Here is a 12,189-nt window from a genome sequence, read left to right on the forward strand (position 1 = left end):
TTCCTTACCAGGTCGAAAGCGCTGTGCGCTTCCAGGTATCAACTGCGACACACCGGTATTCGTAATCCGCGTCCCATGCATATTCACCTGGCTGACCGGGCGCAGATGCAGAAGCCGGAGGGTGAGACTGGCGCAAGCGGAATCTGCCACCCAACACGTCCAGGGATTTGTCGTCATGCAGGTACATACCTGTGACTGTGGTGGTCGTGCCCTCTTCCACCACCGTGAACCGCAGGCGGGCGCCGAAGTTGGTGTCTGACCAATCACCAGCAGCAATGGCATGAACGGTGGCGCCGGCATTGGGTGTGTCGGCCTCTGAAAAAGCGCCATAGGCAGAGCCGCCCAGAAGCTGCCCATCGGTAGGGATAGCAGCCCGATAGACGCCCGCCGTGTGGTTGCCGCCTATCACCGAAAACTTGTCCTTCGGGCTGCTGCTGCCGATGGTCACCCGCCCAGAATTGATGTTGTAGGCGTCATTGCCCACGCTGGCCCAGAGCGGGTCTAACAGGTAATCCAGGTTGGTGAATGTATCAGTGCCATTGCCGACTTTCGCGCGCAGCACGTCATCATTGCCAAGCTCAAAGGCAATCTCGCCCAGGCCGATCTGAAGATCATCCGTGGCCCAGTCAGCCGCCGAGCCATAAAGGTGGCGAACGCGCCGGTAGAAGTCAGTCATCGTTTGTTCCCCCAGTAGTAGAGGTGGTCAATAGTCCAGTCGGTTGAAGGTGATGCAGGCGTGCCGGCAAGCTCCCAATCTGCACTGGGGTCATCGGGCGTGCCGGCGATCACCCAGTCATACTCTGGCACCGGCGCGTTCGGGTCTTCCGCATCAGCCGGCATAATCTCTGCCTGTACTGAAATGGACAGCCAGTTATCACCTAACTTTTGCAACTGGATTTCGGAGATGAACCGTATGCGGTGCCGAGAGGTGATGTTGACCGGTGTGTGCCGGCTAACAATGTCCATCTCAAACCACATCCAGGCGTAGGTGCGCACCCATTCGTACCAGACCGCATACCAGTCGTTGGTCATCTCGAAGGTGAGTGACAGACCGTCCTCGGGCGAGTTGAATACTGTCACCTGGTTGGCGAGCGCGGCGGGCACAGAGGTGCGCCGGATGCCGGGGTCGATGTGGCCGGCGATGCCGGAGTGGGCTGGCTTTGGGTAGTTGGCGGGGTAGGCGGTCATATGTTGCAGTACCCCGGCGGCACATAATCAGGATGGTTACGATCAAACGCTATGCCAGCAACATCGATAATATCGATGTCTTCGTTGAAAAACTCTCCAGCCAAATTCATAAAGGACAGATTCGCCCCATAGAAGTAGCAGTTTTGGTTTCCAGATTCATTTATTCCTGTTGGGTAGCCAGAAGACACATAAAATGCAGTGTGCGTTTTTCGCAATGAGCCCGCACCAAGGGACATTGCGGCCTCCACCGTGCTCTTGAACGTGATGAGGCCCCCTTCTTCAGACACAACTTCCAGTGGATAGATGCGAACACTGGCGGCCGCCGAAAGCCACTTGTCTCCGACGAATCCCAGGTCGATTTCTAGTGTCTCGGTTTCCCCTAATACGTAGGTCTGTATCTGCAGACCTGTGGAAACAACGCCGCCACCGAGGTCTGCGGTAACGGTAAATCTACAATCAGCCCTGGATGCTGTTGAATATCCGCCGGGGAATAGGTAGTTGTCGCGCGCCGACATGAACGTGCCTGAAATGCGCATACTACTGGCGAGGCCGGTGACAATTGCCCCAACAGACATACTTCCCCACCTAGCGAGAGGAGGGAAAATTCCCGGAATCCCATTCCCCGGGACATAGTTGATCATTGCGCACTGCCTGACCTCTCCGTTACAAAAAACTGGAGCCGAATCCGCCTGTTGCCAGGCCAGTGGCGTGCCTTTTATGAATCCATTGCTGCTTCCTGCCCAATTGCTCTGCAGGGCGCCTGGCCAGCCGAAACCAATGCAGGCACGTAGCTGACTTGGCCCGCTAAACGGGAATTCCCAGGTGTCATCGCTGGGCGAGTACAGCGGAAAGTACTCGAGACCCAGGCCGTCTCGCATGGCACTTTCGTAGGCACTGCAGGAGTAAGGCTCACATTCCGGACGGTTCTCTATACCTGGCGGTTTATCATCGGGCCCAAAGTCTGGAGGAGTTTCGGTGTCGGGCAAGCCGTCCCATTCGCCAGAATTAACGACTGCGCCAAGCTCAAATCTAACAACGGCATCAACCACATTGTAGTTTCTATACTTCCAGTCAATACGAGAGGTCAGCCGAACCTCATACAGTGCGCGCACACCAAAGAATCGATCCAGCAACAACGTGAACCACTGATACCCGTTGTTCATCATCCAGCGGGACCAGTTGTCGAACATGGTGGTGGGCATGGAGAAAGACAGGGTGCCGGTGGAAACCTCTTCCCTCCACTGCTTTCGCTGGCGGGTCCAGCCTGATGAGAACCGAGTACGGGCGACCTCTGGGCCTATTTGCTGATCGAACTGCCAGGTGGCGCAGGGGAAAAACGATGGGTAGCTGGCCCCGTGCAGACTGCCCGGCAATACTTGGGTTGAGCGAGCCACCACGGTGAGGGTGACCACATTGGTGGTGAGGTCGGCTTCTCCGGCGCGTGATGCGACACACAGGTATTGGCTTCCGTCATCATCAAGGGCTGCTGACGCGATGACCAAAACGTCGGTCGTTTCGCTAGCTATTGGTGTGTTGCCACCACTTTCCACCCGATACCACTGGAAGGTTGCAGTGCCGGTTGGATCGCTAACGACCACCCGGAACTCGGCATTGTCGTAAGCATAAACAGTGGTATTCACTGGCTGCTGGGTGATTGCCCAGCCCGCCTCCAGCGTAAAGCTGTTGGAGGTGACAACAGCCGAGTCGCCGCTGCCGTCATTCCAGAGGAAATGGAAATACCAGGTCCCGGCGCTCAGCCCGGTCGCGGTTCCGCTCTGGGTGCCAGTAGTTGTGACCGGCTGGTTAGTGCTCCAGGTGGCCGGCGATCCAGTGTGGTCCTCGCCGGCCTTGATCTGCGGCGCGCTGGGCTTGGTTGTGGACTGAGAGGCGATAACATAGATCGTTCCGGTGTCGCCATCAGTATTGACAGACCAGTCAGCAGAATTTGGGCCTGCGGCTGTGCCAGCCGGGTTTGTTAGAACGGGAACCGATGGCTCATTCGGCCACGGCGCAGACTGCGCCACAGATAAATCAATGTCCGCAGACGCCCCTGTAACGATACGCAACTCATCAAGCCACGCCGCCATCGCCTGGGTGCCGGGATTAAACGCACTACCACCGACATGGGTTCCATTCGCGCCAACGCTCAGGCTGGCAGCAAGAGCAAAACCGGCCCCATCCTGTGAATTATCTATCCATACCTGGACACTGCCAGAAATTCGCTTTATCCCGATCTGCCGAACCGATCCAGTGAAAATATTGCCGCCACTGGTGTAAAGCTGAGTGCCGTTTACATAGATGCCGAGCTTGTTGGACGCATCCACATAGACCAGCAAATAATTTCCATTGGTTGAGCTTGGGCGCTGGTCAAACAGCACTCGCGCAGATGCGTTGGCGTTGCCCTGGATTGTAAACTGGATAGCAAAATTGGCCGTTCCAAAATCGGGTATGCCGGTTCCGACAACTCTGCCGGTGGCATTCGTTCCGCCGCACTCAAGCGCGGCAGAACTACCGAAAACTCCTCTGGAGCCCTCCAGGCGAGCATCGCCAAAGAACGTCCACGAAACACCTGCCACTTGATCCGGGCTGGCAGTCGCGCCGTCAGCGCCGTCCCAGTGGTTGAGGCTTTTTACATCGCTCCACGCCGGATCAGCCATTTACACGCCCCCCATATGCGCCGGTGCGCCGCTGTAAATCGCCTCGTCATACAGCTGCCCCTCAATCCGAATGATGCGATCCGACTGGGGTGTGATTTTGGTGACCATGAAGTCCTTGATCAGCTCGTAGGTTCTGCCGAAGGAATACAGGGTGGGCTCGCGATTGCCCGGGGTTGCCACCGTGATGCCCGGGGCGGTGTCGAAGACGATGATGTCTTTGGTGGCGCCCACGGTGACGGTATAGGGCCCATTTGGCTTGCCGTGCTCGTCGCGCAGCAGGACGATGTTTTCGCTTTGCCAGTCCAGGGCCTGGTCGACGCGGTAGGTGTTGGTGCCCAGCTGCTCCAGGATGACGCCGGACTGACCCCAGTCGGGCATTGCATGGGAGACGCCGATACGGTCGCCAAACAGCGGAATGAGGCCTTCCAGTTCGGTGTCGAACTTTACGGCCTTGCGGCGGCGAGTTCGGGTGTTCCACAGGTAGGTGGCGAATTGCTGGGCGTAGCTGGCGCTGGTGCAACCAAACAGGGTGAAGGCTTCTGGCTGTTCTGCATCTTCGGGGTAGACGGCGTAGGCCGGGTTGAAGGTGGTTGGATCGCGGTATTCCACGCGCACGCCGTCGAAGTCGCCTTCGGTGTCGAAGGTGTAGGTGAGCTCAAAGCTGTCGGGCAGGATGTTGGCCATGCCGAACATGGCAGTGCGCACTGCCTGGACGCGATCTGGCACCACGGTGATCAGGGCGTTCTGGTGCAGCACCCGGGCGCCGGCCAGGCTGATCACGCTCTGCATGGCCTCAAAGCCGGTGTTGCGGCTGTCGAAGCTGCCGTTGAAGCTGGGCTCAGTATCCCACTCGGCCTCCAGGGCATCGAGGGCGGCGGTGTCCAGCTCTTCCAGGCTGCGCTTCATGCCGTAGTCGGTGTTGAGCCAGATGTCCTTGATCACGGTGATGGGGTTGTCAGAGTCGCCGGAGGCCAGTACCCGGGTGGCGGTAACTTTCACGCGGGAGCGGGCCGCCTGGCCCAGCCCGTTGGTGGCCTTCATGCGCAATGCCATCAGGGTGACGGGGCCGTAGGCGGTGGCGGTTGCGTCCAGCACCACATGACCCTTCAGGCCAGCCCAGATGGTCTGCTCGGGCGACAGGCCGCGGCCGGCAAAGGCGGTCAGGCGCTGGACGGTCACCTCGTAGGCGCCCGGGGCGAGCGGGCCGCTGCTGATGGTGTCGCGAACGGGGCGGCGGGTTTTGTAGCGGTAGGTTTTGCTGTTGACGATGGGCGCGCCGATGGCGGCACCGGTGTCCGGGTTGATCTGCTGGTAGGTCACCTGAATTTCGATGTCGCGATAGCGCTGGTCGCCGTCGCCCTCGATGGTCATCAGCCCCTGGGGGAACAGGATATCCACATCGATGGCGTCGATGGTCATGCCGCCTTTCTGGGCGCGGAATGGCCCGGCGATCATGTTGTTGGTGGTGGTGTTCAGGGTATAGGTAGTCGCGCCGGGGAGCGGGTCTTCATCCTGGATGATGCTGGACCCGTAGCCCTCAAACAGCGTCATTTTGGTGGGGTCGCCGCTATCCACCACGGCAAAGGCCACCACAAAAGACACATTGTTGCTCACGGTGTTGGCCAGGGTGATCGTGTCACCGGGGCCGATGTCGAGGCTGGAATCCACTTCGGTGATGCGCCCCAGCTGACCACCACCGGCGGCGAAGGCGCGCCCAGCAAAGGCGGCCGGCGTGCTCACCTCGTCGTTGCGGTCATCGTTGAATTCCCAGCTCTCCACCTCCGGGCTGGTGAACATATTCTCCACAAAGGGCTTTGGGTTTGGGCCGCTGGCGATCTGGCTCCAGATGTCGGCCTCGATGGTGCCCAGGGTCTGGTTGTGGTCGTCGGGGCCATACACCCAGTAGCGCACGGCGCCGGGCTCCAGGGCATCCACCGGCGTTTCGCCGACAGTAACCTCATGAATGATGTATTCCCCATGCCCAAGGTCGAGCAGTTCATCCACGTACATGTCGGAACTCGACTCGTCATAGAACACATAGGGCGCCGCGCCGTAATCCGGCGGGAAAGTAACGGTGCCGTAGTGGGACGCAATCGGCTCGCCCAGGCGCGCGCGGTTCTGGGTGGCGTTGATGGAGTAGACGGGGGATTCTTCGCCGCCATCGAACCCCTTTGGGGCATCCGGCGCAAAGATCAGCGATACAGCAAGGCCAACCGCTGCAGCCACCAAGGCCTGGACCAGATACGGGTAGACATAGTTCCACGCGGCGATGGCGGCCTGGGCTCCGGGGGCAACGAGCATGATGACTCGCTCGCCGTCCTGGATTTTGTAATCCAGATTGCTGAGGTCGAGGGGCTTCATGTTCACCAGAACGTGCAGCACCCCATCAAACCCAGTGGGGAATTCCGCCTGCAGAAAGTCGATGAGCGCAGTGCCGGCGGGCGCCTGGTAGGTGACGGCACTGTCGCGGCGCAGTGGGTTGAAGTAGATGACAATCTCACTCACGGTGCCCACCTCCCGAATTCCAGCCTGCCGTATTGCTTTTGGAACCGGTGCGCCGGCTCAAACACGGCGCCAACGCCCTCTGCGGCGTGCAGCACCCCGCCAGCGAAATACAAGCCCAGGTGGTGGGCGGCCTTGCTGCGGTAGCAGACCACAAAGCAGCCATCCTCTGGCGCTTCCAGCTCCGTCCAGGTGCCGCTGTGTAGCTCACTCTCAATCGCGAGCGCCCTGCCCCTCAGCTCCAACACGGTTTCGTTCCAGTCGGGCAGCTCAATGTCGAATTGTTCCCGGTAGACCAGGGCGCACAGGCCGTAGCAGTCGAAGGCATCGGGGCCGCGACCGCCGAGCGCATAGGGCAGTCCCACGTACTGGTTGATCCAACGCATATCGCCCAGGGTTCTCATCGGTCTAGCCCTGGGTAAAGCGCGGTGGTGTACAGCATTCCGGGGAACGGAATGGCGCGCAGGTTCGACAGGCCGGCGGTGAAACTGATCACGTTAGGGTTGGCTGTTACGGCCAGCACATCCAGTTTCAGAGGTGGGTCGTTCTGCACTGTGTGCCGGTCAGATGCGAGGTAGATGCGGTAAAACACGGTAATGGGGCTGGTCGGCTTGGTGGACAGGTCTTCCAGCTGCTCCATCAGCAGCTCGCTAGCGTTATCGATCACCACCTTGAGGTTGAGGTTGCCCTCCTCGCCGGCCTGTGGCGGCACCACCGCAAACGGCAGAAACTCGAAGTACACCTCGCTGCCGTCTTCGATGCTGGCCGGCCACCCGGAAAGCTGGTTGGTGATGAATCGGCTGCCGTGCTGAAACTGCGGGTGCCTCAACTCCAGTGTCTCAACGTAGTAGTCATTATTCGGCGCGGTAGCGTAGACGGCTTTCAATTCGTCAGAGATTGGCATCAGTACGCACCTCGCCCGCGACCCAGGGTATAGGTGCGCTCCATGGCATCGCTCATGGGGTTTCCGCCCCGCAGCACGGCCAGAGCCATCTGGTTCATCACTACATCGATGGTCAGGCCGTTATCGGTCTGGCGCGGGGTAATGTCTACTCCGGGGGCGTTGTTGTTGATGGTGATATTAGGCATGCCAGCACTCACCCCCAGCCGGCCACGGCTATCACGGCTGAGGGGCATGACGGCCTCTGGCCCTGCCTCGCCCATTAGGCCCATGCCGTTGGCCATGGGGAAGACGGTGGGGCCATTCACCACGCCACCCCGGGCGAAGGCGGTGACCTGGCCGTTGATAAAGGCGTTGCCCTTGGCGTTCGGCAGCAGGCCGGCCGCCGCATCGCCAATGGCGGTGCCTGCGAAGGTGTTGGCAATGAACTTGTAGGCTGCCAGCTTGGCCAGCTCGGCAATCATCACCTTGACCATGCTCTTGATGCCATCACTGAGCGAGGTGGTGCCCTGCAAGACCCCATCGAGCATGGTCTGGAATGAGCTGTCGAAGACCTCCACGGCCTCCTTGCCCAGCGTCCATCCTTCCAGCGATTCGTCCAGTTTTTTGCCGGCATCGGCGACCTTGGTGTCGTACTCGGCCTGCGAGATCACCCCCAGGCGCAGCGCCTCGTCCAGGTCGTACATCAGGTCGCGGTACTGGGCCACCTGTGGATTGAACTGGCGGAATAGCTCGTTGCTGCGCGCGATCTCGTCCGACATGGCCTTCTGGTGGTCAGTGAGACGGGCGAGGATTTCGGGGTCGCCACCAAAGGGAGTGGCGAGCGAGAGTGTCGGTGATTTGGCTGATCCTGTGCGCGAATTCAGCTCCGCCAGCATCCGATCGGCTTCATCAATCAAGCGCTGTGCGCGGTCGCTGCGTTCGCGGGGGCTAGGCAATCCGGCCAAAAGCTGGGCGTTTTCGGAATCAGCCAAGGCCTTGTTCGCCTCGGTCAAGCGCCAGGTCATGTCGATCTGATCGTTCAGCGCGGCGTTGTTTTCCTCCAGCGTGCTGTTGTACTCAATCAAATGCCCGCGCAGCGCCGCCACAGCCTCTTGATCGGCGCCCCTGGAATCGGAAACACGCTGCAGCAGCGGCAGCACCTCGCGAAACATCTCCAGCGACAAACCCAGCTCTTCCGCCACCGCCCCGGCGGTCTGATCAGCCGCACCTTGCCTCAATAGCTCCTGAGTCCGGGCATCCATGAATGCGGGATTGCCCGTGAACATCATATTGTTGCGCGCATTCAGCCCGGATAGTGTGCCGGCCAGGTTCCCAGCTACATCGCTGCGCGCACGCTGCGCGAGTATCCTGTCGTTCTCCAGCGTCTGTTCCATAAACTCACGCTGGGCCGAGCTAGCTTCGCGGAATTCGTCAATCCAGTTGGAAAAATCCACCGTATTGATCGTGCGCGCCATCTGGCTGATCGAGGTATCGAGAGTGCCCAAGTTATCGGACAGGGCGCCGGCCTCATCGCTGGAGTCCCGAAACAGAGTTATCAGGGCGGGCAGAGCTGCAGCGGTCAGGCCAGCAATCGCCACACCGATACCGCTGAAACCGACCAGCATCTGCGGCAGCTGCTGCCCGAGCGCACGCATGGGGTCCGTGCCGCCCTGCACCTGGACGATGAAGTCCTGCAACTGGTAGCTGGCGTTTTGCGCGGTACGGCCGAAGGCGGCGGTGTTCTTGGTCTCGGTCTGGACGGCTTTCCCGGCCTGTGGGGCGACCTTGGATGCTGTGTTCAGCGACTGGGTGAGCTGCTGCAGTGCCCTGTCGTTCTGAACCTGTACGGCAATCCGCAGCAGGTAATCATCGCGCTCAGTTGCCACGAGCCCTCCGTAGCCGCTGGCGGCGGCGGTAGTTTTTGCCCGGCTTGGTCACCTTGTCGCGCAGGGATTCGCGGGAACCGATGGATAGCACCGGCACATCGTATTTGTGAGGCAAGTTGAAGGCAGCGGCCTTGTGGTAGACGTAGCGCACGGCCAGGTTGGGGTAGGCCCTGCGCACCACCTCTGCAGCGTGATACAGGACACCACCTAGCTGGGCGTGATACAGGGCGTTGGCCTCAACGGTGGAGCCGTAGGCCAGCGGCGAAAGAATTTCGAAGATGGTTTCCTGGGTGGCGTTCTCCAGGGCATCGAGGGAGGTCAGCACCGTCCTGGTGGCGCCCTGCCGGGTGAACAGAATGAACGAGCCCCGGTAGTTGCCGGACTTCACGCCGTACCGGTAGGCCTGCTGAATCACGGTGCGGTAGGCCAGTTCTGCTGCGTCCAGCAATTCGCGGTAGGCGGCATTGGCCGCCGGCAGGAAGGTGAAGCGCTGGCGGTAGTCTTTGGCCCGGGTTCGCATCACCCGGAAGAAGGTTTCCGGGTCGCGGAAGGGGTTGCGGCCAACGGTGCCGGAATAGGACACATACTCATCAGGGAAGCGGCCGGCGTACTGCTGTTCAGTGATCACCTTGCGGGATAGCTCGATTTTCTTATCCTGCACGAACTGCGCCGCGCGGGTCGCGCTGGCCCGCACGTTGATCTGATTGAACGGTTTTACCTTTGTGCTCACTGTTCATCCTCGCCACCAGCGTGGCGTCCGCCTGCAGCAATACCGGTTCCCACCAATCTGGGCAGCCGAAGCGCTCCAGGTACTGCCACACCTTGCTGATCGGTATCGATGCCACCCCGAAACCAGAGGGGCGCTCTGTCGACAGCTCCAGCAGGGCCCCGATAATTCCCCGCTCCCGGCTGACCTCCGGCCGCCTGTCCTTCTCGTCTAGCTGCCCACGCTGCTCAAGTTCACTGTGGAATCGCTCTCGTCCTGACCAGCGGTGCTGCCAGTCGAGGAAGTCGACGACTTTTTTGCCGCCTCACCCACGCGGCCATCGAGGTCAGCGGCCAGCTGGTTGGCCTTCATCAACAGTTCGGTGACGGCGCCCGGATAATCCGTCTTGAATTTCTCCGGGATCGGGTGGCCGTCCATGGTGAGCAGGCAGTGCTCGAAGAAGGCGTCTTCCTGCTTCCACTTCAGGGAAACCATGCCGCCTTTCATCTGCACCTTGCCATTGGCGTCCACATCAAAGTCGGCATCGCCGTACACGGCCTGGGTGTAACCGCGGTTGTACTGGCTGGGCAGGCGCACTTTGAACACCACGTCCGGGGCGGCATCCAGGCTCAACTCCACGCCATCGGTGAAGGCCTTGTCAAGCTTGTAGGCTTGAAGCTTGTCCATGGGTGCCTCTTAGTCGTGAAGTTTGTAGATGCGCAGTGCGCTGGTGATGTCGCCGCTGCCGACCTTGGCCACGCCGGAGGCCTCCAGCATGGTGGACTGGTCGCGGCCAGTGGCCGCCGGGTCAGGGAATGACAGCTGCACGGCTGGCAGGTGGTAGGCGTATCCGCCCTCCATGTTCTGCATAACAAAGGTCAGCGAAACGGGCGCCTGGCTGAGCTTGGCCGGCATGAAGGCCTCGTAGCTGCTTTCGGAGTTGTAGATGCTGGCGCTGATGTTGATGGTGGCAGTGCCGAGGTCGTAACCGGTGGGAGCCTGCTTGCCGATACAGTTGCGGGCCGATAGGCCGTTATCCATCTCGATGGTAAAGCTCTCGATACAGAAGGTGGTGGACTCGCCGCCGCTGGCCACCAGGGGCACGTCGATGGATGCGTTCAGCTGATTGGTTGTGCCGGCGGGCACTACGGTGCCGCCAGCGGTCACCGCCTGCTGATCGAATGAGGGGGATTCCTGCAGGTAGCCGTTGCCCAAGGTGGCGAAAGAACCAGTGACGATTGATCCGTACTGGGCGGTCAGTCTGAAGCCAGAAACCAGCTCACCCAAGTAGGTCTGACCGTGTGCCGCGGGGCCAGCACCGTCCAGAACATCATCGTAGGTCTTCACGTTCAGGAACGAGATTTGCTGCGCGCCTATATCCAGGTAGGGCGGCAGGGATACATCCATAGTCTCGCTGGTAATCTCAGCCTCGCCGCGCATGGTGGCCACGGTGAAAACAGTGTCGGGCGTATCGATGCTGATCACCGAGACAATGACCGGATCGGCGCCAGAGGGCTCAAGCTTCAGGATCGCGCCGGGGTAGAGGTTCGCAAATGCACTACCCAGGGTCAGCTCGGCCTCCTGGTCATTGGCAGGATTGGGGACGAGATCAACGGTAGCGTTCACGGTCACCGCCGCCGTCCACTCGTTCATCATGGCGCCTTCGAAGTAGTCATCGAAGAACTGATCCGGCGCCAGCTCGAAGTCAATGCCCCCGCCTACATCAAGGCCGGTAACCACCTGGCCGGCGGACATGCGATCGACGCGCAGCTCCTGGGATTCTGTGGTGGCTGGCGTGCCCGACAGCGACTCAGAGGTGAATCGCGCTGTGTTCAGCGTTACACCGGACAGCGGCGCGGGCTTTACCCCATATGCGGCCTCTTTCATGTAGGTGAGGCGTACCAGATTGGATGAGCTCACTTTCCTCTCCTTCAGCCGCAATCGCGGCGGACAATAAACATATTCGCGGCGTAGCCCTTCCACCGGGCGCCGTACACGCCAACCGCTCCACCGAAGTCGGTGAACGGCTCGCAGGATTCAATCGTGATCTTGTTGGTCAGGCGCTGACCGCGCAGGGCTTCGCGGATGGCGTCACCCTTGGCGATGGCGGCGGCGCTGGGCTGACCGGACTTGGTGACCAGGTGCAGCACCACAGTGTTGTTCTGGCGCCAGCCCTGGTTGCCCTGCCCTGCGATGTTGGCCATCTGCTCATCACTGGCCACGTACTGGATCAGCACGACCTGGGAGGCGCTGTTCGGGAGCGCATCCTGCAGGGTCACGTAGTCGGACAGGTCGAACACATCCCACGGCGCGGCGGCGGCCTCCACGGCAGCCCTGACGGCAGTTCTCACATCACCGCTGGCCATA

General features: G+C 60.5%; 11 protein-coding genes. All 11 read right to left on the reverse strand.

Annotated features, from left to right (window positions below; genetic code table 11):
- Window positions 1-4 precede the first annotated feature (4 nt).
- On the reverse strand, window positions 5-676 hold the full coding sequence (locus DDZ17_RS02765; RefSeq protein ID WP_116364405.1) for a hypothetical protein: 672 nt from the start codon (window positions 674-676) through the stop codon (window positions 5-7).
- Window positions 673-1,188, reverse strand: coding sequence for a hypothetical protein (locus tag DDZ17_RS02770; RefSeq protein WP_116364406.1), 516 nt, complete (start codon window positions 1,186-1,188; stop codon window positions 673-675). Before DDZ17_RS02770 ends, DDZ17_RS02765 begins: the two co-directional genes overlap by 4 nt.
- The gene (locus DDZ17_RS02775) at window positions 1,185-3,845 is read right to left on the reverse strand and encodes a hypothetical protein (RefSeq protein WP_116364407.1); all 2,661 of its coding nucleotides are present in this window, start codon (window positions 3,843-3,845) and stop codon (window positions 1,185-1,187) included. Before DDZ17_RS02775 ends, DDZ17_RS02770 begins: the two co-directional genes overlap by 4 nt.
- Window positions 3,846-6,350, reverse strand: a complete 2,505-nt coding sequence (locus DDZ17_RS02780; protein ID WP_157976406.1) for a host specificity factor TipJ family phage tail protein — start codon at window positions 6,348-6,350, stop codon at window positions 3,846-3,848.
- Entirely contained in the window at window positions 6,347-6,751 is a 405-nt protein-coding gene (locus DDZ17_RS02785; RefSeq protein ID WP_116364409.1) for an NlpC/P60 family protein, read from the reverse strand. Before DDZ17_RS02785 ends, DDZ17_RS02780 begins: the two co-directional genes overlap by 4 nt.
- Window positions 6,748-7,251 (reverse strand): DUF1833 family protein, encoded by a 504-nt coding sequence (locus tag DDZ17_RS02790; RefSeq protein ID WP_116364410.1) that lies wholly within the window; start codon window positions 7,249-7,251, stop codon window positions 6,748-6,750. The genes DDZ17_RS02785 and DDZ17_RS02790 overlap by 4 nt, the downstream gene beginning before the upstream one ends.
- Window positions 7,251-9,116: a phage tail tape measure protein gene (locus tag DDZ17_RS02795; RefSeq protein ID WP_116364411.1), complete on the reverse strand. Its 1,866-nt coding sequence runs from the start codon at window positions 9,114-9,116 to the stop codon at window positions 7,251-7,253. The genes DDZ17_RS02790 and DDZ17_RS02795 overlap by 1 nt, the downstream gene beginning before the upstream one ends.
- Window positions 9,106-9,846: a hypothetical protein gene (locus DDZ17_RS02800; RefSeq protein WP_116364412.1), complete on the reverse strand. Its 741-nt coding sequence runs from the start codon at window positions 9,844-9,846 to the stop codon at window positions 9,106-9,108. The genes DDZ17_RS02795 and DDZ17_RS02800 overlap by 11 nt, the downstream gene beginning before the upstream one ends.
- 207 nt (window positions 9,847-10,053) lie before the next feature.
- Window positions 10,054-10,509 carry a hypothetical protein gene (locus tag DDZ17_RS02805; RefSeq protein ID WP_116364413.1) on the reverse strand — a complete coding sequence of 152 codons (456 nt, stop codon included), beginning with the start codon at window positions 10,507-10,509 and terminating at the stop codon, window positions 10,054-10,056.
- A gap of 9 nt (window positions 10,510-10,518) precedes the next feature.
- Window positions 10,519-11,742: a phage tail tube protein gene (locus DDZ17_RS02810; RefSeq protein ID WP_116364414.1), complete on the reverse strand. Its 1,224-nt coding sequence runs from the start codon at window positions 11,740-11,742 to the stop codon at window positions 10,519-10,521.
- 11 nt (window positions 11,743-11,753) lie between these two features.
- Window positions 11,754-12,188 carry a hypothetical protein gene (locus tag DDZ17_RS02815; RefSeq protein WP_116364415.1) on the reverse strand — a complete coding sequence of 145 codons (435 nt, stop codon included), beginning with the start codon at window positions 12,186-12,188 and terminating at the stop codon, window positions 11,754-11,756.
- Window position 12,189: the final 1 nt, after the last annotated feature.

Source organism: Parahaliea mediterranea, assembly GCF_003402235.1.
GTDB classification, from domain to species: domain Bacteria; phylum Pseudomonadota; class Gammaproteobacteria; order Pseudomonadales; family Halieaceae; genus Parahaliea; species Parahaliea mediterranea.